This is a genomic window from Filimonas effusa (assembly GCF_004118675.1).
Classification (GTDB): domain Bacteria; phylum Bacteroidota; class Bacteroidia; order Chitinophagales; family Chitinophagaceae; genus Filimonas; species Filimonas effusa.
In genome coordinates, this window is sequence record NZ_SDHZ01000002.1 from 1,441,359 (window position 1) to 1,467,329 (window position 25,971).

At 42.9% G+C, this 25,971-nt stretch carries 23 protein-coding genes and 1 tRNA gene; 7 read left to right on the plus strand and 17 right to left on the minus strand.

All coding sequences use genetic code 11. From position 1 onward, the window contains the following. Positions 1–99: 99 nt before the first annotated feature. Both ESB13_RS17015 and ESB13_RS17020 read left to right on the plus strand, forming a co-directional pair. Positions 100–2,013 carry an MrcB family domain-containing protein gene (locus tag ESB13_RS17015; RefSeq protein ID WP_129004823.1) on the plus strand — a complete coding sequence of 638 codons (1,914 nt, stop codon included), beginning with the start codon at positions 100–102 and terminating at the stop codon, positions 2,011–2,013. Next, the gene (locus ESB13_RS17020) at positions 2,000–4,219 is read left to right on the plus strand and encodes a DUF2357 domain-containing protein (protein WP_129004824.1); all 2,220 of its coding nucleotides are present in this window, start codon (positions 2,000–2,002) and stop codon (positions 4,217–4,219) included. Before ESB13_RS17015 ends, ESB13_RS17020 begins: the two co-directional genes overlap by 14 nt. Positions 4,220–4,306: 87 nt before the next feature. Here the strand turns inward: ESB13_RS17020 and ESB13_RS17025 are convergent, their stop codons facing one another. Further along, complete coding sequence (locus ESB13_RS17025) at positions 4,307–4,531, minus strand: helix-turn-helix domain-containing protein (RefSeq protein WP_129004825.1); 225 nt, start codon at positions 4,529–4,531, stop codon at positions 4,307–4,309. Between the two features lie 398 nt (positions 4,532–4,929). Here ESB13_RS17025 and ESB13_RS17030 point away from each other — a divergent pair, with 398 nt between their 5' ends. From ESB13_RS17030 to ESB13_RS17040, 3 genes are all read left to right on the plus strand, one after another. Then, entirely contained in the window at positions 4,930–5,856 is a 927-nt protein-coding gene (locus ESB13_RS17030; RefSeq protein ID WP_129004826.1) for a HEPN domain-containing protein, read from the plus strand. A gap of 85 nt (positions 5,857–5,941) precedes the next feature. Continuing rightward, positions 5,942–6,193 (plus strand): hypothetical protein, encoded by a 252-nt coding sequence (locus tag ESB13_RS17035; RefSeq protein ID WP_129004827.1) that lies wholly within the window; start codon positions 5,942–5,944, stop codon positions 6,191–6,193. A 321-nt stretch (positions 6,194–6,514) separates the two neighbouring features. Further along, positions 6,515–6,820, plus strand: coding sequence for a hypothetical protein (locus ESB13_RS17040; RefSeq protein ID WP_129004828.1), 306 nt, complete (start codon positions 6,515–6,517; stop codon positions 6,818–6,820). On the opposite strand, the gene ESB13_RS17045 is transcribed toward ESB13_RS17040, so the two are convergent. Next, on the minus strand, positions 6,798–7,319 hold the full coding sequence (locus tag ESB13_RS17045) for a hypothetical protein (protein ID WP_129004829.1): 522 nt from the start codon (positions 7,317–7,319) through the stop codon (positions 6,798–6,800). The two genes, ESB13_RS17040 and ESB13_RS17045, sit on opposite strands and share 23 nt — an antisense overlap. Before the next feature lie 296 nt (positions 7,320–7,615). Here ESB13_RS17045 and ESB13_RS17050 point away from each other — a divergent pair, with 296 nt between their 5' ends. Beyond that, positions 7,616–8,854, plus strand: a complete 1,239-nt coding sequence (locus tag ESB13_RS17050) for a hypothetical protein (protein WP_129004830.1) — start codon at positions 7,616–7,618, stop codon at positions 8,852–8,854. A 49-nt stretch (positions 8,855–8,903) separates the two neighbouring features. Here ESB13_RS17050 and ESB13_RS17055 read toward each other — a convergent pair whose 3' ends face one another. From ESB13_RS17055 to ESB13_RS17100, 10 genes are all read right to left on the minus strand, one after another. Then, positions 8,904–9,353: a CopD family protein gene (locus tag ESB13_RS17055; protein ID WP_220399696.1), complete on the minus strand. Its 450-nt coding sequence runs from the start codon at positions 9,351–9,353 to the stop codon at positions 8,904–8,906. A 12-nt stretch (positions 9,354–9,365) separates the two neighbouring features. After that, positions 9,366–9,764: a group III truncated hemoglobin gene (locus tag ESB13_RS17060; RefSeq protein WP_129004832.1), complete on the minus strand. Its 399-nt coding sequence runs from the start codon at positions 9,762–9,764 to the stop codon at positions 9,366–9,368. A gap of 139 nt (positions 9,765–9,903) precedes the next feature. Further along, entirely contained in the window at positions 9,904–10,671 is a 768-nt protein-coding gene (locus tag ESB13_RS17065) for an ABC transporter permease subunit (RefSeq protein ID WP_129004833.1), read from the minus strand. Beyond that, a complete protein-coding gene (locus ESB13_RS17070) occupies positions 10,668–11,378 on the minus strand; it encodes an ABC transporter ATP-binding protein (protein WP_129004834.1) in 711 nt (236 codons plus the stop codon). Before ESB13_RS17070 ends, ESB13_RS17065 begins: the two co-directional genes overlap by 4 nt. Then, the gene (locus ESB13_RS17075) at positions 11,375–12,658 is read right to left on the minus strand and encodes a nitrous oxide reductase family maturation protein NosD (RefSeq protein ID WP_129004835.1); all 1,284 of its coding nucleotides are present in this window, start codon (positions 12,656–12,658) and stop codon (positions 11,375–11,377) included. Before ESB13_RS17075 ends, ESB13_RS17070 begins: the two co-directional genes overlap by 4 nt. Then, a complete protein-coding gene (locus ESB13_RS17080; RefSeq protein WP_246022596.1) occupies positions 12,630–13,688 on the minus strand; it encodes a nitrous oxide reductase accessory protein NosL in 1,059 nt (352 codons plus the stop codon). Before ESB13_RS17080 ends, ESB13_RS17075 begins: the two co-directional genes overlap by 29 nt. A 142-nt stretch (positions 13,689–13,830) precedes the next feature. Further along, positions 13,831–15,792 carry a Sec-dependent nitrous-oxide reductase gene (gene nosZ, locus ESB13_RS17085; RefSeq protein ID WP_129004836.1) on the minus strand — a complete coding sequence of 654 codons (1,962 nt, stop codon included), beginning with the start codon at positions 15,790–15,792 and terminating at the stop codon, positions 13,831–13,833. Between the two features lie 19 nt (positions 15,793–15,811). Then, complete coding sequence (locus ESB13_RS17090; RefSeq protein ID WP_129004837.1) at positions 15,812–16,306, minus strand: c-type cytochrome; 495 nt, start codon at positions 16,304–16,306, stop codon at positions 15,812–15,814. A gap of 162 nt (positions 16,307–16,468) precedes the next feature. Beyond that, on the minus strand, positions 16,469–17,044 hold the full coding sequence (locus tag ESB13_RS17095; protein ID WP_129004838.1) for a gliding motility-associated C-terminal domain-containing protein: 576 nt from the start codon (positions 17,042–17,044) through the stop codon (positions 16,469–16,471). A gap of 75 nt (positions 17,045–17,119) precedes the next feature. Further along, positions 17,120–19,489: a TlpA family protein disulfide reductase gene (locus ESB13_RS17100; protein ID WP_129004839.1), complete on the minus strand. Its 2,370-nt coding sequence runs from the start codon at positions 19,487–19,489 to the stop codon at positions 17,120–17,122. Positions 19,490–19,938: 449 nt separating this feature from the next. Here ESB13_RS17100 and rhuM point away from each other — a divergent pair, with 449 nt between their 5' ends. Further along, on the plus strand, positions 19,939–20,928 hold the full coding sequence (gene rhuM / locus ESB13_RS17105; protein WP_129004840.1) for a RhuM family protein: 990 nt from the start codon (positions 19,939–19,941) through the stop codon (positions 20,926–20,928). A gap of 46 nt (positions 20,929–20,974) precedes the next feature. On the opposite strand, the gene ESB13_RS17110 is transcribed toward rhuM, so the two are convergent. The 5 genes from ESB13_RS17110 to xylA all read right to left on the minus strand — a co-directional run bounded on the left by ESB13_RS17110 (position 20,975) and on the right by xylA (position 25,968). Further along, a tRNA-Asn gene (locus ESB13_RS17110) sits at positions 20,975–21,048 on the minus strand. 235 nt (positions 21,049–21,283) lie between these two features. Then, positions 21,284–21,952, minus strand: a complete 669-nt coding sequence (locus ESB13_RS17115) for an outer membrane beta-barrel protein (RefSeq protein WP_129004841.1) — start codon at positions 21,950–21,952, stop codon at positions 21,284–21,286. A gap of 80 nt (positions 21,953–22,032) precedes the next feature. Continuing rightward, positions 22,033–22,668 carry a hypothetical protein gene (locus ESB13_RS17120; RefSeq protein ID WP_129004842.1) on the minus strand — a complete coding sequence of 212 codons (636 nt, stop codon included), beginning with the start codon at positions 22,666–22,668 and terminating at the stop codon, positions 22,033–22,035. 271 nt (positions 22,669–22,939) lie between these two features. Further along, positions 22,940–24,601 (minus strand): sodium/sugar symporter, encoded by a 1,662-nt coding sequence (locus ESB13_RS17125; protein WP_129004843.1) that lies wholly within the window; start codon positions 24,599–24,601, stop codon positions 22,940–22,942. 38 nt (positions 24,602–24,639) lie between these two features. Further along, positions 24,640–25,968, minus strand: coding sequence for a xylose isomerase (gene xylA / locus ESB13_RS17130; RefSeq protein ID WP_129004844.1), 1,329 nt, complete (start codon positions 25,966–25,968; stop codon positions 24,640–24,642). Positions 25,969–25,971 lie beyond the last annotated feature (3 nt).

Genomic DNA, 25,971 nt, shown 5'->3' on the forward strand with positions numbered 1-25,971 from the left:
AAGGCCGCTAATTGTACTAAATTGGTCTCCAAAACACAGCTACCTAGCAATCAACGAAACTCCTTTATCTTCTATTTTAAAAATGACAAACTGCCAATAATGAAAATACCCGAAAATATAGACAGGAATCATTTGATAGATGCAATAAAAAAAATTGATACTGATGGAGTTCCATCTGATGCGCAGTCAAAATTCTATGACGTTTTATATGAAGGAAAACGATATCCGCCTAAATTAATCGCATCCTATGCCAACTTATTTGCGAATGGTGAGATCTTAGATAGGAACGAGTTTCGAGGTGGTGCAGGAACCGCTTGCTTTAAGCTTTTAGAAGGTCATGGGTTTCAAATAGTAGCTAAAGATGATATTTATCCCATTATCAATGCCTTTCTAAACCAAGTATACAATGACCCTACGAACCTTAAAACATCTGAATTTAAGGGCATTTTTAAAGGACTTCAAGTTGAAGCAGGTTTTGGGAAAGGGAATATTGCGGCAATCCCTTGGATCGCCTTACTAGCCAAAGGGCAGAAGGTCTCAGAAGGGATCTATCCAGTTTATTTATACTATAAGGAAGAGAAAGAGCTTCTTTTAGCATATGGTATTAGTGAAACAAAAGTTCCCGGTAAAAATTGGCGAGAACAAACCCAAACTATTTCTGATTATTTTTTAGCACTCGGCAAAATAAAACCTAAACGCTACGGAGGCTCATTCTTTTTTAGAAGCTACAAAATTGATGATACTCAAAAAGATTTTGGATTAAAAAAAACAGATTTAAATCGAGATATCCAACTCATCATTGAAGAATATGCAAAAGCGCTAAAAGAAAACATCTCCAATAGCCACATGTACAACTCTAGCAATTCGAATGTTTCATTAAAGAACCGGAAAAAAGCTATGGCCTTTAACTACTCTACATTCTTGCTTCACTTAAAAGAGGCTGGATTACAATACCATAAAAAGACGGTCCTCCGTTTTGTTTCTGCATTGGCAGCTAAACCATTCGTGATTTTGACCGGATTATCCGGCTCAGGGAAAACAAAATTAGCTATTTCATTTGCCCAATGGATTACTGAAGAAGATAGACAAATTTGCGTGGTCCCTGTAGGTGCAGACTGGACAAATAGAGAGCCACTTCTAGGTTTTCCCAACATGCAGCAAGAAGGTAAATATATCCATCCTGAGAACGGAGTACTGTCACTCATATTAAGAGCCAATAAAGACCAGAGTAGACCTTACTTTTTAATCTTAGATGAAATGAATCTAAGCCACGTAGAAAGATATTTTGCAGACTTCCTAAGCTGCATGGAGTCCCAATCTCCAATTCATTTGCATCCAGGCGATGGAGAATGGCAAAAATGTTCTGTTCCACCTAAAACACAACTTCCCCCAAATCTTTTTATTATAGGAACAGTTAACATAGACGAAACAACCTATATGTTTAGCCCTAAGGTCCTAGACCGTGCATCAGTAATTGAGTTTAGAATTCTAAATGATGAAATGAGTACGTTTTTATCAAAAGAAAGCTCCAAAGCAAGTAAGGATCTAGCAGCCAGGGGAGCTAATATGGAGAAGAACTTTATGGAACTAGCAACATCAAAACAGCCAACCACCGATAGCAAAATATCAAAAGTACTGCTGCAGTTCTTTACAGAACTTAGGAAGGTGGGAGCAGAATTTGGATATCGATCCGCCCATGAAATTTTACTCTTCATAAACGTTGCTGGCAAAATCGAAGAATGGTCCCCAAATGATTTAGTTGACGCTATTATTATGCAAAAACTGCTTCCTAGATTACACGGTTCCAGACGAAAACTAGAAGATGTACTCAGAACACTAGCCAGTTTTTGCTTGGAAAATACAGCAGAAGTCGACAAGTACTTGGACGAAAGCAAAAATATTGATATTCAAAAGAATTTGACAGACATCAAATATCCTATTTCGTTAGAAAAAATACAACGTATGTATTTTAATCTTCTTCACCATAGTTTTACTAGTTATGCAGAGGCCTGATGAAATTACTGTTACCATTTATAAAGAAAAAGAAACAGTTACTTCAGTAAAAATTATACGTAGAAATTCACATGCAGGCATGTGGAAACTTACAAATGCTGAAGCAAAAGAATTTGGAGAAGCCATTTATCAAATTCAGGAAGGTTGCTCGTATGAGTACCATGTTGGCAAAGACTTTAAACTGAAACGTATCCATAATATAATTCAGCCTTCAAAATTCAACCCTTCAATAGGAATTATCCAGCCTGGCAACTATGTAGGCACCTTAACAATATGGCTGGAATGTATTTCAAATTCTTCATCGTATCCTTTTAAGTTAGAGGTTAGGTCAAAAAAAACAGACTACAGAACTGATTATCGATTAATGCTCGAAGAAATTACGACCTATTGTACAGATCTTATAATGACTTACAGAAGTCCAGTTATACAAAAATTCACCTATAATCCGCATTTAAGAAGTAAAAGCATCTATCAGCGCTTCGCGTTTATTAAATCCATTTTAGACACAGAAGAGTTTTGGCAAGCGCTACATCAAATCGAGAAGTCTCCCGGCTCTCAATGGTCATTTGAAGAAGGTTTAATAGACATTCGAAAGATCAAACGTTTATCTAGCAAACAAATACGACAACTTTCAACAAAACAAGCGAATCTTGAAATTAAACTTCCCGGTTTTTATAAGAGAGAAACATTAGATACGCCAGAGAATAGATTTATTAAACATGCGTTACAGCAGTTTCTCACTTTATGTCTGCAATTCCATACAGCTTTGCCTGAAGCATCAGACTATAAAGAAGAGGCTTCATTACTCGTTAGAAAATTAGAATATTATATAAGCGCTTCGGTATTCAAAGAGATTGGAAAGCTAAACAATTTCCCGCTAAATAGTCCTATTTTACAACGCAAGGCAGGCTACAGAGAAGTGCTTCATGTATGGCTAATTTTTGAGCTTGCGGCCCTACTTTGTTGGGAAGGAGGTGAAGATGTATACGAAGGCGGCAAACGAGATGTAGCCCAACTTTATGAATACTGGCTCTATTTCAAATTAATAGATGTAGTATGTTCAGTTTTTGAACTCAAAAAACCAGAAGCAAAAGATCTGATTGAACCAAACAAAGAGGGTTTGCTCCTTAGGCTAAAGAGTAGGAAACACCTAGCCATAGAAGGTATTTTTGAAGCACCAAGCAGACGCCTCAATGTACAATTGAGCTACAATAGAACCTTCTCTCATAATCCAATTCATCAAGATGAAGGAAGTTGGTCGACGAATATGAGACCTGATTACACACTTAGCATATGGCCTTATGGTATAGAAGCATCGCAGGCTGAAAGAGAAGAGTTAATAGTCCATCTCCATTTTGATGCAAAATATAGAGTGGACAACCTGCAGCATTCGTGGCTAAACAAAACAGTTGACGATGAACTTGATAATGATAAAGAAACCTTTCAATATAAAAATTCTGATTTAATAAAAATGCATGCCTATAGAGATGCCATTAGAAGAACTGCCGGGGCCTATGTACTCTATCCAGGTCAGTCTTCCAAAACACTAAAAGGTTATCATGAGATTCTACCGGGGTTAGGTGCATTCGCAATTAACCCTTCAAAAAAAAACAATGGAATACAATCCCTGAAGGCATTTTTAAAAGATGTTGTTGAATTATTTTTGAACAGAGCTTCTCAAAGAGAAAAAATGGCTTTTCAAACTTATTCAATTTACGGCCAAACACCTGCCATTAATCTCAAAGCTCTTATTCCAGAAACCTATGGACCAAATAGATCATTACTTCCTGAAAAAACAAGGATTCTAATTGGCTATTATAAGGGAAAGGCACACTTAGAATGGATTCAACAACATAAGTTATATAACACAAGAATCGCAAATGATAAGAGTTCTATTCACATTGACAATTCAATTACCTCGTCTAGCTACCTGTTGTTGTATACAAAAGGAGAGGAGAAAACGTTATTTTACAAGCTTAACTCCAAAGGACCTCAAATTCTAACAAAAAAGCAGATGCTTAATCGCCAATACCCTAGCAAACCAACTCAGGAATATTATTTAGTTTTTGAAATCTTGGAGGAAATAGAAAAAGAGTTTGAGCTCATAACCGTTCACAGTAAATTACTCACGCAGCTTAAGAATTTTAAACAAGACAAGACACCCTTTTCAACAACATTGACAGAACTTTTAAGATTAAAAAGATAGGCTTATATCATTTCTTAAGTATTTTCTTACGACATAACAAACTACCCAAAAAGCTATCGATAAACTCTTTTAGAACTTTAAGGGTGCTTATCCCTCACTCACCAAACCATCAATAGACACATCCAGCGTCTTAGCAATAGCCAACAAAGTAGTAAGCGAAGGATCAACCAGCCCACTCTCCAGCTTCCATACCTGGCTATGGGCGATATCTGCTATATCAGCAAATTCGCGTGTAGTAAGTCCCTTTTCTTTACGGGCCTTTTTCAAATTTTCGCCAAAAGTCTTTAATATGCTCCTATCCTTGTTTGACATGCCAGTGTAAGATCAGGATTACAGAAAAAAAATTTGTCTTCTTATAAGAAGACAAAACAAAAAAGTTTTTATCTTTATCTCCGAAAAAAGAGAGCTATGGCAGATTATGTAAATACTTCATAGACTTGGCTATCTTAATAATATTATTAAGCAATTTGCTTTATTCTCGTTCTGCGAAACTACGACCTTCTATTGAACCGGGACATAAGGTAGATCGTTCACGTCATGGCGTGGGCGTTCTTATTCCGGTTCAGGGTGTCGTAGCCCGCGCAGACGGTAAGAACTAACCCACGTCTATTTCTTTTTAGCCGCGCCCGTATTAGTTCTTACGCATTCATCCACTATTTGTTAACCGCCCGGCAACGACACCTCAATCCAGCCGGCATCAACTATATTGTATGCGTAGCGCCTTTGAACACCTGGACTTTGAACACAAAAACAATCTTTCTTTACTGATTCAAAAAATCACAACAGCCGTTGCCATTGAAAAAATCGTCTGCTATGGCTTCAGCATTAAAAGTAACCACCGCCACAATTGCAGTGGACTAGGAAACACCAATACCGGCAACGCACCCGCCATCTTTTACTTACTGGTTATACCAGACAAGGAAGAACCGCGATGCTCCCACGATATCATACAAACTATCGACAACTTTAATACACCCCTGCTTTCGGTATCATGCATCATCCTTCGTGAGCCATTTGTATCCACTGCTATCAGCGAAGGCCGCCTTTTCCTTACCACCCTGCGTAAAAAGGGATGCCTGCTTTATGGCTATGAATGGAAAACTACGCCGCTTTCTGCAAAAGAAGAGCCTTTACAGCACAGGCTGGCAGCGGCAGAACTAATCTGGAAACAGGTATTTACAAGAGCCCAGCAGTTTTTACAGGGAGCCGCCTTTTGCCTAAAAAGCCAGATGCCCGAAACCTGCTGCTTTTTACTTCACCAGGCTGTAGAACAAACTACAATGGCGCTCTCAGGCGCGCTTATCGGCTATCGGCCCGATTCTCATAATTTGTTGAGGCTGCTGCCCCTGCTGGCGTACGCAGGGCTTGAACTCGATACTGTCTTCCCCCAAAACACACAACAGGAGAAAGATCTATTCAACATACTTAAGAAAAGCTATTCAGAAACGCGCTATAACAACGACTTTTCTATTCCGCAAAACACCGCCCAAATTTTGTACAACCGCACAGCCAACCTCATGACACAGGCCGAAACTATCTTTCTTTTTGAAACCAATAAATGGCGCGGGCAACAGCCTATACACAACAAACCCGCTTTGAATGTTGCGTTTCTCAATACCCTTAACAACGCCTCCTAAACCCACCCGCTTACTTAACTCCATTATAACCGCAAATTGACCTGACATCCAATATTTATTTTTTTAACTAAAAAATTAATACGCAATGGATGCCAGCAAAATACCAGACGATGTGCTTAACCCGCTGGTAAGCACCGTCAATTCTTTCTTCCAAAACGATTCGTATAAAACCTGGAAGAAATTACTTTGGGAGTTCTACTCTTCAACCGTATACAATGGAGAGCAGATAATGAACGGGGAAGAAAACAGCGCTATGTTGTTTAAATACGAGTGCCTGAAACGGTTCCTCCGCGATTTAAACCGGCTGCATAAAAAAATCAAAATGCACGAAAAATGACCCGCCTTTCCAGCTCCCGGGAGGGGAGGCCCCACCCGCCTCCTCCTCCTTTTTGCTAAAAAAAAGCACCTTTTTCGCAAAGCTGCCTCAAAGCATCCTTAAAGCATCCTAAAAGCTTCTTTAAAGCTTCCTAAGAAATGGACGTTTTTTTAGCAAAATGCAGCTATCACCAAAAAACCGCCTAAATATTTTAGCTAACCCCACCGTAATACAATTACCTGCCGGAAAAGCCCCTCAAACAGGCCCATAATACATTGCGGCCTTCGCAGGCTGGCGCAGCAGGTTTCATAATACACAGGCGCATAAAATTCAAGGCATCGTATGAAGGCCTTGGTAATGAAAAATACCTCCAAAGTACCACCACCATCAATATCACAGGCGCCATTTCCCCTACAGCCCGGGCCTTCCGTTAAATCATCTTTGATAGTAAACAGCGAACAGGTTGCCAGCGAATCCCAGGTAGCATGGTGCTGCACGATAGAAGCCAGCGCCCGGATGAAAATAGGCGCCGCTATTACAAGCCAGAATCAAACAAGGCCATATCATACGATACGGCCTTGTTTAAAGCGCTTGCTTAATATTATTTTAAAGGAGCCTTCTATTGCTAACGTAAACGCGGCATCATGAATTCACCTTCGGTTATTTCTATTACCTCTTTGTTTTTAGCATCTATGAGCAGGTTGCCCGTAAAACTGCCGGTGACGTATTGATCGGTAACAGATTTGATAGTAAGTACATACTTAGGCTTAGGCTGGCCATCGATAGTTGCAGTGCTGGTGAACTCCTTTACAAAGGTGTTGCCCGCCCCCACAACGCCGTAACTCACCGGCAGCATATAATCATCGCTGCTATAAGTTCCGGGAGCCAGGGTACTTCCATTCACCTCTACACCAATGAAGAAAATCACGTTGGATGAATCGTTGTTTCCTGTAAGAGAAAAATTGGTCTTTTGCGTAACAGGGGCCTGCGGTACAACTTCAGTTGCCCCTTTTGTCCATCTTACCGTTGAACCATTTATTTTGAGTTGCAGGTAATCAGGTAAGGTCTCATCGTCTTGTGAACAGGACGAAAGGCACAACGCGCCAGTCAGCAATACGAGTAGAAAAAAAGGCATTTTTAGTTTCATAGCATTTTTGGCTTTTCGCAAGTAATAATTTTAATGACAGATAACCGGCTAGCTGCAGTTTGTTCTTTTACAAATAGCCCGGTCCCTCGCTTTTACATCGCAAAATTAGAGTTTTTCCTGGCCCCGGCACTGTCGAAAATCAGCGCCTAAAATTTGGAAAATCCGCAAAAACGAGTTTCTTACCCGTATGGCGGCTGTCACCCGCCATTGAAACAACCGTGCGCAGAAGGTGCTTTTCCCGGCATCATGAGCCAGATCATAACCTTAAGCGCTGCTAAAGTTTAGCTTTGATAACTATGGATAAGCTTCAAAATCAGAGAGCTGTTAAATGGGCACTTTTCAGTCTTGCCATTGTAGCATTGTACGGCACAGTTATGCGGTATAAGATAGCATTCAACTTTCCTTATTTTGAACAGAAACATCTGTTGCACGCGCATTCACATTTTGCGTTCTCGGGTTGGGTTAGCCATTTTATCTATGCCGGACTGGCTTCTGTGATCACACCGTTTTTATCCGGTAACAGGAAAAAGAAATACTGGTTTCTATTACTTGCTAACTTGTTTTGCGCAGCCGGTATGCTTATAGCCTTTACCGTACAAGGATATAAAGCAGTTTCCATCGGCTTTTCTACACTGAGTATTGTACAAAGCATCTGGTTTACCTGTGTGTTCATGAAAGACAGCAGGCTGCTGCCGGCTGGCCATCCCTCTCTAAGCTGGGCTAAGACAGGCTTGTTATTGAATGTGGTGTCTGCTGCCGGCCCCCTCTATCTCGGGTACATGATGGCAACGCACCATATTAACCAGCAGATCTATCTTGCCGCTGTTTACTACTACCTGCACTTCCAGTATAACGGGTGGTTCTTCTTTGGTTGCATGGCTATTATTGTATCACACCTCCCTGCCGGCATGCCTTCGCTTAAAAGATCTTTCCAGCTGTTTGCGGTGGCAGCTATCCCCACTTACCTGCTATCCATCCTTTGGGCGAAACTGCCCACGTGGTTGTACCTGTTTGGCCTGCTTGCAGGCTTATTACAGCTGGGCGCATGGCTGGTAATGCTTGTTAAGCTGGCGCCTGTATTAAAAATGAAAACGCGGGAACACTGGAAAAGCCGCAGTATTTATATGATACTGTTCTACGCATCGGCCTTCGCCTTAACCCTTAAGTTTATATTACAGGCAGTTTCAGCAATCCCTTCCTTAAGCCAGATGGTGTTCGGATTCAGGCCGGTGGTCATCGCTTACCTGCACCTTGTATTGTTAGGCGTTTACAGCCTGTTTTTTATCGGCTATTGGGTAAGATACAATTATATTTTACTTACCGGTTTTACGCGCGTAGCAATACTTGCCTTCCTGGCGGGTGTGGCGTTCAACGAATTGCTCCTGGCATTACAGGGCATTGGCGGCTTCGGCGCCTTCGCCGTTCCGCATATACAGGATTATCTCTTTTATACTGCCGTGTTATTGTTGGTGAGCAGCCTTTCTCTGGCGCTGGGCAATGCCATCACAACACGCCATTTACACAAAACAGCTTAAGCTACAATAATTGCTTCTTCATAAAACGCATCACCAGCGTTTGTTTCAGCTAAATGCCCCCATACCTTACAAACGATCCCAGGATGAGCATCGCTACACCAATGGTTGTAACGCCAATGATATGGAATGCCATTTCATAAAGCTTTTTAGGCCTGGTAGCTAAATGAGGGATCACCCTCGTTTGCGCGCTGATGGCAAAGAGCACGGTGGCAAGTAAAAGTATTATTTTAACCGACACCACTCTTTCCAGCGGATTTGAAAATGAAAACCATCGACCGGGGCCTATACCAAATTGCAGCGCCATCCACATGCCGGTTACAACCAGCACCACCAACGACGACATACCTATGGGTTCATATCTCTTCTCGAATTGCGTAATAAGGGTATAGTCTTTTTTCTTCAGCGCCCCGGGCAAGATACCAACTGCCAGGCAAAGATGCCCCCCTACCCATATGGCGGCGCTGATGAGATGCAGTATCAATAACAGGTGGTGATGCATATACAAAGTTTTTTAACGGTTGATGCTGTCTGTTTTTTGTTGTAACACCCAGGCTATTCCTTTTGCGCGCACTTTGGCTCTTTCGGCAGTTTCGCCCTCGAACAGTTCGTCGATGGTTTGTATAAAAAGCAGCAGCCAACGCTCGAAATGTACGCCGTTAATGGGATGCAGGCCGTTGACCTTAAAATGTACATCCATCGGGTTGCCTTTGTAGCTACCGGTGTGCAGGAGCACATTTTCCCAGAAATCGTACATCTTAGGCAAATGCATACTCCAGTCAACAGCTACCACGTTGGAAAAGAAAAAGCCGATAGTATCATCAGAACGAACCTTTTCATAAAACGTATTGACCAGCTTTTCAATATCGGACCGGCTTTCAATATCGTTCCTGTTTTGAGTATTGGTTTCCATTCGAGTTAAAATTAAGTACAGCTTTCAATTGCGCAGCGGTTTTCTTTTGAGCCACACTTACAAATCAGCTATCAGCGTTACAAAAAATACAGCCATCGCATAGAAAGAAGCCAGCCTTAACGCCAGCCTCTTTCACGTATCAAAGATCTCTCTTTTTAAAACGGGTCAATGAGATTAAAAACGGGACAATGATCCATATGAAAAGCAAGCCGAAAGAGAGAACAAGTCCCCATTGTGTACCAAAGTAATTTCTGAAGATGGCGCCGGTGTAACCCATCATAGCAGACTCATCAAGATGCAGGAGAATGAGAATGCGGCAAAGATCTATTGGGCTCAGTGCACTAAGCAACACTACCGCTTTCTCGATAGGATAATCTGAGAACTGGAAGAACAGGAACAACACCAGCCCATCAAACAACAGCGCGAAATAAAGCCAGAGTAATATCGAGATGCCAATGCCTTTTGCTTTATCACGGGTGAGGATGCTGCTTAAAAAAGCGAGGGCAACGAAAATGACAGTGAGAAACGAACCTGTCGCCAATAACATCAGCGCAGTCGCTGTATCGGCGAAGAGTAGAACGGGAATACCTACGCCAATCAGGTAAGCCAGCACAAGACTTGATGATAGCCCCGTAAACAACGCCTTCCATATCATCCCCCTTTTCACGGGATGACTTACCAGCAATTCTATAAATTCATTGCTGTTATAAACATAGATGGTCGCGAACAACACCGACACCAGCGGAACCGTGAGCAGTACAATATTCAGCACCGTAAGTACTCCTTTTGAAGCACTGTCTTCCAGGGCAAAGGTGCACCAGGAAAATAAAGCCAGGATAACAGCATAGGCTATTACTATTTTATTCCTAAGAATATCGAGGGCTACATATTTCAGGATACGTTTCATTGGGCGTCGGATTTTAAGAGATGGATGATAGAACGGGCGACAGTATCCTGTTTTGTTTCCGCCTTCAGCGCATCTACATCTTTATGTAGTAGCAGTTTACCCTCCTGCATAAAAACTACATCGCTGACCATGTCTTCCATTTCGCTCAGGATATGGGAAGTGATGAGCACCAGCGCTCCCCCGTTCTTTGCATCGATGATCTTGTTTTTAAGAATATCAGCAGCAACAGGATCGAGACCTGCAGTGGGTTCATCCAATATGAGTACCTGCGGACGAAATAAAAAGGCCAGTGTTGCACTTACCTTCTGGGTTGTTCCGCCGCTTAACGCACTCATTTTTTTACCGGAGAGCTTTTCTATTTCAAATAACTCGTAAAGTTCATTATCCAACGTCGCCTGTTCGCCACGGATATGTTTTATCATATCAATCACCTGGCCAATGCTCATGTTTTCCGGATAACGGCCTATCTGGGGCATATAGCCAATATGACGGCGATACTCGTTGTTATCGCGGATATTGATGTTATTAAAGGTGATAGTTCCCCGGTCGGGCAACACCATTCCCAGGATCGATTTTATAAGCGTGGTCTTACCACATCCGTTGGGGCCTATGAGCGCCACACACTCTCCCCTTTTCAATTCCAGATCCAGGTTATCTAAAGCCAGTAGCTTACCAAACCGTTTCAACACATTCTTTACTTCAATCATAGGGCAAGTGGTTTTGTCCGCGGTCTTTTATCAATAAAGTTCTCGGGCGTAAGACTGGGCAGCAGCTTTTCCGATTTATCCAGTAGGTTTATCATGAAGCTGCGGAACAGCAACATCGCAGGAGGATTACGTTCTACTATTACAGAAAACACGCTCAGCGGGCGATAAGGCACATCGCCTATACCGTCCTTATTAAGGTCGTAACCCTCGTATTTATCCCAATAGTTTTCATTGAAATGATTGAGGGTAAGAGTACCATTGGTTGCCACATCAAATGTGTTGCCGATAAAGTTATTATAGGCAATCTTGTTATCCATGCAGCTTGCCTGCAGCCGCAGGCCCCAGCCATTAGCCTGCAACAGGTTCTTCTCCATCACAATGCGGTTAGAACCATCGAAGAATACACCTGTCGTATTTTTTATGAATTTATTACCAGACAAATAACAGTCCGAGATCTCTTTGAAGAGCAGGCCATAGGCCGCATCGCCCCAGTTCTCCTCGAAGACATTATTCTTCATGATCACGTGTTTGGTGAACATTACCGCTACACCTGCTCCATTATTTTTAAAGTGATTGGAGAGGTAAGAGTCGTGGTGAGAAAACATGAAGTGCAGCCCGTAACGCATGTTTTTCTGCGATGTATTCTTCCAGATGATGGAGTTGGTTACAAACTCGAAGTAAATACCATCGCGGTGGCCTGTTATTTCGTTGGCTACTATCTGAAGGCTATCGCTTTTCCAGCAGTGAATGCCATTGCCCGATTCGTATTCTTCTTTCTGCGAAGCCTGTATGCGGTTATTCCTGATGAAACAGTGTTTGCCATATTGTATGTATATAGCAAAGAAATTATCGAGCAGTAAATTGTTTTCGATGGTTACATACGAGGCGTCATACACTTTTATACCGGCAGGATCATTAAGACTGCTTCTGCCGGAGTTGCGTACGCAAAAGCCCTTAAGTGTTACCTTATCGTGTTTGATAGAAAGGATCTCATATTTCAGTTCACCATCGAGCGTAGGAAGCCCTTCCCCTATAAGCGTTATAGCTTTTGCGATAACGATATTACCTTCCTTGTAAACCCCTTTCAACACAATGACAGAATCGCCGTTTGCCGAGGCTTTTAATGCGGCGGTAATGGTTTTGAATTCACTATTCTTTCCTACACGCAATACACGGGCAGTCGCTATAAATGGTAGTATAGCCAGCAGCAATGCAATGAAACCACCGGGAACAATACTTCCGGTGACGCTTCTAGTGATGATGAGATTCCGGATTGTCATGCGGGTGATTCATTTTATGAGCAAGCTGTTCCCAGGTTTCAACAGTAGCTTTCCATTGCGCAGCATGTGCTTCGGCTGCTTCTTTGGAAGCAAATGCCGCTACATTGCCATTCATAGGACTTTTTATTCCGGAAGTTGCAACATACCACGCCGGCGCCGCTTGTATAAGTTCATCGTTCTTCAAAAAATCACTTACATAACGGGCTTTAACCGAAGATTGCTCCTGCGCCTTCTCGAAGTTAAGTAAGCAGGCGATGTCATCGAATTTATGAACACGGCCTTTTTTTGTGATGATCTCACCGGCAAACCTGCCATCAGAGATCGTCATACGGCAATATTCACAGGCATCTTTATTGAGGTTAACACGCTCAGGCCCTTTAGTACCACAGGAAGACAGTGCTGTTACAACAATAAGGGTTAATATCGCTACAATATTTTTGGGAAGCTTTGGTTTGGAAGCCGGCCTGGCAACAACCATTGCTGCCAATAACAAGATACCTGCCGCTACAAAAAGCCATCCGCCGATATGTGGAATGGAGTATGCTCCAAAGTTGAGTAGTTGTTTAAAGCCTATAAGCGGCGGCTGATAAGCCATCCCCGGCACTTTTATTGCCGCATTTGGATCGAGGTTGTGACCGTAGTTGTATTCCCATATCCAGAAATCAACCATAGCCACTACACCAAATAAGATGAAAGCAGCACAGGCTATGTTGAGAAGCTTTTTTGTCCTGCGCCAGGCCACCACTAAAAAGAGCACAACGTAGGCGCTTATAATGTAAGGCAGAATGGTAAATTCAATAAAGTCTTTGGTATGCAGCGTCTTCATACCTATATAGTGATTAAGGCCATTAATGATATCAACATCACCGGCAATTTTGGAGGCCCATATCTGCAGAGCTAAACCCTCGGGGTATTGGGGTGCGTTCAATTCTATCTGCCATATTGGAACAAAAAGAGAAATTGCCAGGCAAACAGCGGCGAGTAATATGAATATTGTGGAGATCCTGGGTAATGCTTTTGTATTCATCATGGCGATAGATTTAAACAGGGAAACTGCTGTAGTTATTCAATAGCAGGTGAATTACACAGATCAATGAAAGTAAAGGGGGCAGCTACTTTGGGTAAGCTGCCCCTTTTTATCAGTTGCATACGGCAACTTATTAACGGGTAGCTTACTTATCACCCAATCCAAAAGTGATAGGCACGTTGCTACCTTTGGGAGAAACTCTTACATAACCCGACATTTCCTGGTGCAGGGCAGAGCAGAAGTCGGTACAGTAAATAGGGAACACCCCAATACGATCCGGCACCCATTTAAGCGTGGTTGTTTCGCCAGGCATGATGAGTAATTCCGAATTGTTAGCGCCTTTAATAGCAAAGCCATGTGGCACATCCCAATCCTGTTCAAGGTTGGTAACGTGGAAGTACACTTCGTCTCCCAACTGTACACCTTCAATGTTATCGGGAGTGAGGTGAGAGCGTATGGTGGTGAGATACACGTGTACGGTGGTTCCCTGGCGCACTACTTTAGCTTCAGCTTCACCGTTTGCTTTATAAGGATGTTTGTTGGCATTGATATCAAAGATCTTCAGTTGTTTGTCTTTGATCAGTTCTGCCGGAACAGCCTGTGCATAGTGCGGTTCGCCGATCGTAGGATAGTCGAGGATCAGCTGCATTTTGTCGCCGCTGATATCGTATAACTGGGCGCTTTGCGATAGCTCAGGACCTGTAGGCAGGTAACGGTCTTTCGTGATCTTGTTATAAGCGATCAGGTATTTGCCATAAGGCTTCTTGGTATTACCACCCGGTATCATAAGGTGACCTACAGAGTAGTAAGTAGGCTGTCTGTCCAATACTTTCAGATCTTTAATGTTCCATTTCACCACTTCGGATGATACGAAGAAAGAAGTGTAGGCATTGCCTTTACCGTCGAACTCGGTATGCAAGGGGCCTAAGCCTGGTTTTTGTACTTCGCCGTACAATGCCGCTTCGTATTTGATAACGGGCACGCCGGCATATTTTTCGGGTTCAAAGCTTTTGGCAGCAATAGCAGCCTGTATCTTATCGTAGCTGAACACCGGCAACAATGCAGCAAGCTTGCCGCTACCTACAATGTATTCACCAGTAGGATCAACATCGCAACCATGTGGTGATTTAGGACATGGAATAAAGTAAACCAGGTCAGGAAACGCAGCAACATCAAGTACGGTCACTTCTTTTTTCATTTCAGACTTGGCAGTTTGTGTTGCTTCATCGAAAGTGTTGTGTGCGTATGTAACGGCTTGTTTAACACCTTTTCCTGCCTTTACATATTCTTCAGCCTTCTTCCAGTTCACTGCCATGATAAAATCTTTATCCCTTTTCGAAGCATTTACTTCAAGCAGTGTATTGGCTTGCTCTGTATTATAACAACTGAAGAAGAACCAGTCATGCGATTTACCTTTACCGGCACGTGCAAGGTCGAAGTTCACACCCGGTGTCTTCAACTGGAACGCCAGATCCATGGCACCGGTATTTTTATCGATGCTTACAAAGCTGATATGGCCTTTAAAATTTTCTTTGTAAGTTTTAATGGGAACGTCGCTCTTGTCGCCATCGGGAGGTACGCTGAACCTTGTTCCCGCAACAATGTATTCAGAGTTTTCGGTACCGAAAGGAGAACTATGGTTACCGGCGCTGTTAGGCAATTCAATGATCTCGGCTGTACGGAATGTTTTAAGATCGATACGGGCAAGACGGGGAGTATTGTTGCCATTTACGAATACCCATTTACCATCGGCAACACCATCGGTCATAGACATTTCTACGTGGTGAAGATCATCCCATGGCACATACCCGTGAGAAGTGTTGAGCATGGGTTTTGTTTCTTCGCTATAACCCCAGCCTTTTTCAGGATCGGCGGAAAATACAGGGATAACGCGCAGGAGGCGTCCGCTGGGGATACCATAAACGCTCAGCTGACCGCTAAAGCCCCCGGAAACAAAATTATAGAGCTCATCGTATTTACCGGGAGCTACATATGTTTTGGCTGCAGCATCTGCACCTACCGCATTTCCCGATCCTTTGGGTTTGCAGGAGGTGAACCAGGTAACAGACAGGCACAGGGCTGCCGCCAGTATCTTATTTACAGACATAGAATTTTATTTTTAAAGATTATTTGGCACCATCGTTTTGACGCATGAACTCGAGGATGTTCCTCGCTTCGTCTTCCGTGAGGTTTTGATTAGGCATACGCACGAGACATATTTCAAGCTGGGCCTGCACTTCAGGGTCTTTGTCGATCATAGGATCGGGGTTGGTAACAAAGTTCATGATCCAGTGAGGTGTCTTTCTTGCTGTTACACCTTTCCATCCTGGCCCTACTAATTTTTCCGCTGAAGTTTTATGGCAGGAGAAACATTTGGTTTCGGCTGTAGTCTTCCCTTTGGCAGCCATTGCGGTATTAAGAGGCCCTACTTTTACATTCGATTCATCGAATTTCCCCTCTCCTCTTTTGGGATCGTAGGAAGGATTGGCAGCTGCCGGCTCTTCAGACGGCGTATTTGTTGTAGCAGATTTCTGTTCCTTATGGGAGGAACCGCCGCCGCAAGCAATCAACAAACACATCGCAACAGATAACGTAATGGCTGCGAGAGATGACTTCTTCATATAGAATACAATTTAAGTTACGAACGAAAGTACCGCGATACGATCCGGGTGGTTATGACCAGAATCATAAGCGCATGCAATTAAATTTCATAGCCCCGGCTCATCGGGGACTCCTTAAAATGTTCCATAGAATAAGTGACTACCTATGTAGCTGCGGCATCTCTAACGGAGCAGCACTAAAGTGCCATTTTTTATAACTGTGCCACAAAGTGTTTCCGCCTTTATAGTTACTACAAAGGTTCCCGGTGGTTGATCGGCATTATTGAACTTACCGTTCCAGCAGTCGCCGGGATTATTAGTTACAAACACCTGCTGCCCCCATCGGTTATAGATGGCGAGTTCCATGCTTTTAATATAACCCCAGTTTTTTATCCCAAAGCAGTCGTTCAACCCGTCTCCATTGGGAGTAAACGCATTAACGAGCGGATAAGTATTGAGGTTTGCATTTCTAATCACCCTGACAAGAATAGAGTCTTTAGCACGGCAGCCATAGCTGTCGGCAGACTGAACATAGAACCAGGTGGTGGTATCGGTTCGGACTATAGGATTGTAACTATAGGGATTACTCAAACTGGCTGCCGGGGCCCACTCATACCTCATGCCGCCTGACACTGAAAGATTGGCGGAGCCCAACACACAATCGATATCATTGGATTTTGTGACCAGGAGTTTCGTTTCGGGTCGGATTGTAACAATAGACTGCATGGTATCTGCCCTATTACAAAGTATATCGCGCATGACAAGCTTGTACGCACTTGTTGAAGATGGCGCTGTTCTAATGCTACGAATATCGCCAACGGCCTCTGTTGCCTTTTATTCTTTTTCCAGCTCCTTGTCAAGGATACCTGAAATCACCTCATTTCCGGAGAAGCCCGTTTTAAAATAAACCTGTTCCGCTTTCTGGTTGAGTATGAGATAGGACGGAATGCCTTTTATCCCAAACTTTTTCGACAGGTACTGCATTTGCGGCCCATTAAGACGATAATGTTCACCGGGAATACCGGCTATCATATTTTCCCAGGCTGTTATGGGTGAGCTTTCATCAGCAAGATATACGAATGCGATATTTTTGTCTTTATACTGTTGTTTTACCGGCTCAAAAGTTTGCATAGCCGACCTGCAGGGACTACACCAGGTATTCCAAAAATCTATAAAGATCACCTTACCCTGGAAAGGCTTTAAGATTTCAGCCAGCAAAGCATCGTTCTCTACTTTGGGTGTGTTATATACCCTGTAGCCGGTCTTTCTTTTATTGGCTTCTATCTTGGCCAATAGCTGTTTATTTCTTTCAGTTATAAATGCCAGGAAGACAGGGTTGTTCAGGCTCCTGATACGATCCATTTTCACGGAGGAAACCGGTTCCATTTCTTCGAGCGAAGAAGCCATCTTCTGAACATACATCAGATCAAACAACAATCCCTTGTCTGTATCCAGCATTTCAGCAACCAATCCGGTATAACTTTTATCCATTTCTTCTCTAAAAAGTACGTCTGTGTAGGGTTTATATTTCTCTTGAAAGTTGTTGACAAACTCAACTGAAAACTTTGGCGTATTCAGTGCCGTGTCGGTATTCTCAATCAGGATCATATAGTTTAATTTTTGCAGCAATGCCATGTGGCTGAAAGTAAACCTATCAAAAGCCGTATAAAGCTCCCTGAATGTTGTATTGGCGTCTGTGATTGAAGAACGAATTCGTTCAGCATCCCTTCTGGCGCCACCAGTTACTATGTCAATCTTCAGCAGAGAATCGATGTAGGTCGAAATTTGTTGCTTTGCTGCTGCAATGCTTTTAGGAGACCATCTCTCGTATTTTTGAGCAGCCAGGTAATTGGCATAAGTTAACTCCCTGGGAGTCATCCGGGTCATTTTAATAAGTGACTCCGCTATATCAGGCATTCTATTGAAGAAAACGGAATTCACTTCACTATTCAGAGTAAGATAGCTGCAGCCATTTATGACATTCTCAAAACCAAAGGTGTATAAATTAACAGGATTATTTAAATCCATTTCTTTAAGGAAACGGAAATAGCCGGAATCTAAAACAAACCTCTTGTAGTCAGGAATCGGCTCACGTGCGCCTATATTATGCTTTTTACGGTATGCCCATTCCATGTTGCTTGGTGCATGTATTAACTTACCGATCAATGCGTGGTTGAGTTCCAGTGTTACCAGTTGCTTTAACTGTGGGGAATATGACTGCTGCGCCAGCTCCTCTTTTTTTTGCTTCCATCTTTCAAGAATATTTTTCCGATAGGTTGCCAAATCAATTTCATCCGTATCTGTGAGCGCATCGGCGTTAAGATATAATTTCCAAAGCTGCGCCTGCTTATCAAAGTATTCATTGTTGATGCCGGCATAAGTACCTCCAAAATACACCCATTTGGCCGCAGGGCAACTGTCGACGCGAAGTTTAGACTGCTGCCGATCTCTCAGTGGCAGATCCACATACACTTCCATTTCTCCTCCCGGGGCTACCAAAACATTTTCATTAATAAGATCATTTACCCGAAGCAATAGCTGTGTGCTGTAAACCAAGGGCACTTCGGCTTTAAAGGAGCCATCATCTGCTATCGGAAACTCATACTCTTCCTGTTCCCTTGTAAGCGGATTATTCAAAAATGCTTCAAGTTTAAATTTCATTTCAGGAACATATCCCAGGAGTATACCTTTGATGCTGGTTTTGCCCAGTTTTAAGTTATTTACAGGCAGCATGCCACTTCCGCCAGTTTTTGGTGCGTTCTTAACGCTGGCAGGAATAGAGTCGCGTAGAAGAACGAATTTTGATTTCAGTTCTATTCCCCAGATCTTAAAGCAAGCCTCACAGTCGCTTTCAATGAAATCTATTCTTTCCGTATTTAAATCAATCGGTGGGAAGCTAAGCGTAAAATTCATTTGCCCGGATGGTCCGGTAAACGTTTCTTTATCAAGGCTCAGTCCTATGGCCGTGTCAGCCAGGTATTTCTTACCGTTAGCACGAATGTAAGAACCTGTTGCAACACGAAACCACCTGCCGGGTTGCTGATAAGCTGTAAACTCAATTTCTGTCCTTTTGTTATCAAGAACAATTTTCCTGATCTCAAGTATTTCCGAACTCCGGACACTAAACGGCGGGTTTTCTATTATCTTTTCCTGGGCAAAAGCAACGGTTGTAAGCAGCAGCAGGCAGATGAACAAGCTTTTCATTTTGGGTCATTTGAACTAAATATCTTTTATAAAATGATTCCCTGCTAACCACTCCTATTTATTTACATTTTTTTATACAAATTCTATTCCTGAAGGGGGGCAAATTGGTACCACATGAACGCTTTCATCATTAACCTACTGGCATAGAGCAATTAAAAAGCCCACAGATATTGTAGGCTCCCCCGAAGTTCGGCCGTCGTAGTTAGAGTATTAATCTAATTGATTATTAACTTTAACCCCATAAGATGAAAAAAGGACACTACAAACAAAATTTAAAGTGTCCTTTTCTGCTCCCGAAACAGGACAACTATTGAACGAATTGATGCATGATTTCTTTGATTTCTACGAGTTGCCGGATTGACATTCTGCTTATTAAAAACCATTATTTATCTTAACCTACCCCAGAATAGCTACCTACAAGTGAGTTAACTTTATCCATTATAATAGTTATGGAAAACGGAAATATCGCCATATATCAGTCGCCTGATGGGCAAACTATTGATGTCGTTCTAGAGAATGATACCATTTGGTTGACACAGGCACAAATCATAGAATTATTTGGTTCCAGTAAGGCAAACATAAGTGAACACATAAAAAATATATTCATTTTCAACGAGTTAGAAAAGAATCTAACTGTTCGGAAAATCCGAACAGTTCGCCAGGAAGGCAAAAGGAAAGTTGTGAGGGAAATTGAGCATTACAATCTGGATATGATCATTTCTATAGGATACCGGGTGAATTCGAAACGTGGAACACAGTTTCGAATATGGGCCAATAAGATCTTGAAAGATTATCTGATCGAAGGATATGCATTGAACGAAAAACGGTTAAAGGAAAAAACGCAGCAATTAGACGCATTAAAGCAAACCGTTCGGCTTTTGAGCAACATGCTGGAGTCAAACCCTTTAAGTTCAGACGAGGCCAGTGGTTTGATAAAGGTTCTGGCTGATTACACTTATGCATTGGATGTGCTGGACAAATATGACCATCGCACTTTAACTATAGAAGCTACACATAAGAAACCCTCTTTTGTCGCTACTTATGAAGAGGCAATGAAAGCTATACGAAGCCTTAAAGAAAAATTCGGTGGCAGCAGCCTGTTTGGCAATGAAAAAGACGAGTCCTTCAAGAGCTCCATTGCCACCATTTATCAATCATTTGGAGGGGTAGACCTTTACCCTAGCGTAGAGGAAAAAGCGGCCAATCTTTTGTATTTCGTAGTCAAGAATCATTCTTTTTCCGACGGCAATAAACGTATTGCCGCTTTCCTTTTCGTTTGGTTCCTTGAAAAGAATGGATTGTTATACCGTAACGATGGAACAAAGCGCCTTGCCGATAATGCTCTTGTTGCTCTTACGCTTATGATTGCAGAGAGTAAGCCAGATGAAAAAGACATCATGGCACAGGTGGTGATAAATCTTATTAATGGCTATAACTGATAAAACGAAAAAAGGCTTCAATTGCTTGAAACCTTTTCTTTTGGTGCTCCCGAAACAGGACTTGAACCTGTGACCCTCTGATTAACAGTCAGATGCTCTAACCAACTGAGCTATTCGGGAATCTTACCGCGTTTGCGGGAGTGCAAAAATAGGGGAATTTGTTTTTCTGCCAAGCGTTTTTCCTTTTTTTTCGAAGTTTTTTTTCGCCCGCCTCTGCCAAGCCTAAGATGCCAAACTAAAAGACTTTTTGAACTAAGCCGTGCCGGCCACAGTTACAGCATAAAACTATAGCGCGCCAGTTTAAGTATCTGTAAAGAGGGTAGTTATTATTTCAACTACCCTCTTTACAGCTTATTTATTTATGCCTGCCTAATACCCAGCGGGCACCTATTCTAACAGAACCTAATTTTGCAAGGTTATTAAGGTCACTTCCAAGACTGAAGGTGTTTCTTGTACTTTTTCCGTCAAAGAAAACACTTCCCGGATCGGGACTTTTCTGATGGCTATAATCGGCGTAAATCATATTATTCAAACTCAATTCAAGTTGAAACTTCCTGTTTACATCATATGCGACTCCAGGAGAAAGACCAACAGAAGCACTATAGGTTTTAAGTCCAAACCAAGTGCCTCCTGCAGCGCTGTAATGCCAGTCTTCAACGCTATACAAGAGATTTAATCCCTCGTTTGCAAACAAATAGAAGCCTTTACCCAGAGGTTTATATTGACGCAGAAAGACTCCTGCCCCGTAACCATTTAACTTCCGATCCTGGGAGGCGTCTTCTGAATTAAGATAGGTATAATTTAATGAGAGTCCCCATACCCTGTTTTCTTTGTAGGCAAAACCTATGGAAGCGCTGGCACCAATAGTGGTTGCCTTAGTATCATATTCAATTTGATCGGACTCTGATTTGGAATGGCTTAAGCCAATATCGCCCCCCAGATAGGAAGACCCCTTCGTAATTTGGGCAGAGGCGGCGACAGATAATAACGCGATGGCAATTATGAAAAGAAATATCTTTTTCATAGAAAGTTTTTATGTAAATAATAGCAGAAGATAGAAGAGCAGCTCAGCTCAATGCCTTGAATACAGCTTTCCTGGCTGTGTTATCTGCCTAAGACGAAACGGGCACCTATTGTAATGTTTCCCACTTCTGCCAGGTTACTCAAACTGGAACCTATGTTAAAGTTGGTTTGTTTGGTAACACTTTCGGGAGTAGAACCAACAGCAGGACGAGTTGTTTTACTATGCCCATAGTTTGCATACACGAGATTATTCAAACTCAATTCAAGCTGAAACTTTTTGCTCACATCGTAGGCTAAGCCCGGCGCAAAAGAAACAGCGCCTGAATATGTTTTTGCAAATTCTCCGGCTTTAGTATACCCAAGCAATAAGCTCTCCTGGGTAAACACATAAAAGCCATTACCAAAAGGCTTATACTGGCGTAAGAAACCTCCTATTCCATAGGTGTTCTGTTTGTAGCCATCTGCAGAGCTGTGCGCAAAATTGAGAAAGAGCCCCCACACACGATTTTCCTTGTAGGCAAAACCAATTGACGGGCTCACCGCCACAGAAGTTCTCTTCTGTTCGGAATCATCCGGCGAAACCGGGCGATCTACCGTTTTTTTATCGGTACTAAAACCTAACCCTCCTCCCAGGTAGGAAGATCCTTTACTAATTTGAGCGGAAGCAGAGAGCGTGATGAAGACGGCGGACGCGGTGAAGAGTAGAAACTTTTTCATAGAAATTTTTTTAATGAAACAATACCGTAAAAGTATAGTCCAACCCTTTCCATTCACCCCAGAAGAATTAGATTAACATGATATTACATCCGTTTTAAATATGTGTTAATGGATGTATTCTTAACGCCTTTATAGGAAAAGAATATATATATATACCGCGTGCAGGTTCTTATAAAACTAAGAGGCCGCCTCTGATCAGAGACGGCCTCTTGTGAATTATTCTTTCGAATTGTTTTATGATTCTTTTATCTGTCTTAGTGCGTTGGTTCTATTACCAGAACAAACCGTATAAAGCAACCAACAGACCTACGATGATGAGAGAGCCAGCTACGAAACCAGGATTGGTTTTGAACATAGTGGTATCCACTTCGAGCGCTGCAGGCTTTTTGCCTTTGCGGGTTTCGATAAGACTGATCACATACATACCGATCATACAGATCACGAATACGAGTCCCATACGATCGAGGAATGGAATTTCGTAAACATGTGTGCTGACATTTTCTACTGCGAACCCGATAGAATACAGCGGGCTAAGATCAACCCATCCTGGCAGGAGTTTAAATACTACGGAGAGCAGGAAGCCGCCGATAGTAGCAAACAGGGCTGCGTTGGAGGTCGTTTTTTTCCAGAAGAAGCCAAGGATGAACATGGCGAAGATACCTGGCGATACAAAGCCTGTATATTCCTGGATGTACTGGAAGCCACCTTGTTTATCCATACCCAGGTGCGGAGCGATCACTACGCCGAGGATCATGGAAACGATCACTGTAATCTTACCTATCAACACGAGGTTTTTCTCGCTGGCGTCTGTTTTGAAGACGTTCTTATAGATATCCAGTGTGAAGATTGTAGCGATACTGTTTACCTTACCTGCCAGAGAAGCTACCACCGCAGCTGTAAGGGCCGCAAATGACAGGCCTTTCAGACCTACAGGAAGCAGGTTAAGCAGCACGGGGTAAGAAGCATCGGGGTTAGAGATAGAAGCAAATTCACCTGTTTTTTCCTGGAACAGCACGAAAGCTGCGATACCCGGAACAACGATCAGTAAAGGCATGAGGAGCTTCAGGAAAGCAGCGAACAGGATACCTGTACGGGCTGTTTTAAGATCGGCACCAAGCGCCCTTTGAACGATGTATTGGTTACAACCCCAGTAGTTCAGGTTCACGATCCACATACCACCGAGCAGTACAGAAAGACCTGGTAAGTCGATGAAGTTAGGATCTGTTTTAGGAATGATCATTTTGAAGTGTTCCGGCGCCCTGGTAAGCATTTGTTTGAAACCAGCGATGATACCGGGTGTTCCGAAATGTTCAGCCACCTGATCGATAGCGATATAAGTAGTAGCGAGACCACCGAGGATAAGGAAGAACACCTGTACCACAGAGGTATAACCAATTACTTTCATACCGCCCAGCGTGATGATGATGGCAAAGAATGCCAGTCCCCACATAGCCCATGTTAAATCGATACCGGAAACGCCACTTACAGCGATGGCACCGAGATAAAGGATAGAGGTGAGGTTTACCACCACATAAAGGAGTAACCAGAACACAGCCATCACCAGTGCTACTGTTTTGTTGTAGCGTTGCTGCAGAAACTGCGGCATGGTGTAGATCTTGTTCTTAAGATAAACAGGGATGAAGAATACGGCAACGATAACGAGCGTGATAGCTGCCATCCATTCGTAAGTAGAGATAGCAAGACCAATTTTAAAGCCCGAGCCGCTCATACCTACGAACTGTTCTGCCGATATGTTGGAAGAAATCAGGGATGCGCCGATGGCCCACCACGTTAACGACCCTTCGGCCAGAAAGTAGTCTTTAGAGCTAGCCTCTACTGTTTTTTTACGACGGTAAATCCATATACCGTAAAATGCGACTGCCAGGAAGTAGAGCAGAAATACAAGGTAATCGTTAGTGGTGAGGGACTGCATGATCCGTTGATTTGTTTTAAGGTTTACATATTAAAAAGCTAAATATACTGATTGATCAGGTTTTCCAGGAATTCTTGTTTTCCGCTTTTTAATGCTGGTTCGCCATTTTCGATAGCGAACGACCTTAAATCTTCGAGGCCAAGTTTCCCTTCTTCAAACGCTTTTCCTTTTCCATTGTCGAAAGAGGCGTAACGCTCTTCTCTGATTTTCCGGTATGCCGACTGCTGCAAAATATTGTCTGCGACAATCAAAGCTCTTGCAAATGTATCCATACCGCCGATATGAGCATAAAATAAATCTTCAGGATCTGTAGAATTTCGGCGAATTTTTGCGTCGAAATTAATTCCACCCCCTTTGAATCCCCCTGCTTCGAGGATAATGAGCATACATTCTACGACTTCGTTGATGTTGTTGGGGAACTGATCGGTATCCCAACCGTTCTGCATATCGCCCCTGTTTGCATCCATAGAACCAAGGAGGCCGGCATCGGCAGCCACCTGCAGTTCGTGCTGGAAGGTATGGCCAGCCAGGGTAGCATGGTTTACTTCGAGGTTGAGCTTAAAGTCGTTCAGCAGGTCATGTTCCCTGAGGAAGCCAAGCACGGTAGCTGCATCATAATCGTACTGGTGCTTAGTAGGTTCACAAGGCTTGGGTTCGATAAAGAAGGTGCCTTTAAAGCCGTTTTTGCGGGCGTAATCCTTAGCAGTATGAAGGAATTTAGCCAGGTGTGCCTGTTCGCGTTTCATGTTGGTATTGAGCAGGCTCATATAACCTTCACGACCGCCCCAGAACACATAATTTTCGCCTTTAAGGGCAATAGTAGCATCAAGGGCTGCTTTTACCTGGGCACCTGCATGGGCCAGTACATGGAAATCGGGGTTGGTTGAGGCCCCGTTCATATAACGGCGGTGAGAGAACAGGTTGGCTGTGCCCCATAACAATTTAACACCGCTGGCTGCCTGTTTTTCTTTCGCGTAATCAACCAATGTCTGGAGACGTTTGTCGTTTTCAGCAACGTCGTTGGTATAGTCAACCACATCTACGTCGTGGAAGCAATAGTAAGGAAGATTGAGTTTGGTAAAGAATTCGAAAGCTGCATCCATTTTATCTTTTGCCTTTGCAACCGCGTCTGATTTCTGATCCCAGGGGAAGAGATGGGTTGCTTCACCAAATGGATCGGCGCCGGTGCCGCAGAAAGAATGCCAGTAGGCGCCTGCAAAACGCAGGTGATCTTTCATTGGTTTACCTGCTACCACTTTATCGGCATCGTACCAGCGGAATGCAAGGGGATTATCTGACTGAGGTCCTTCGTATTTGATCTGGCCTATTCCTTTGAAAAATTCTTTTTCTCCAATAGTCACTGACATAAT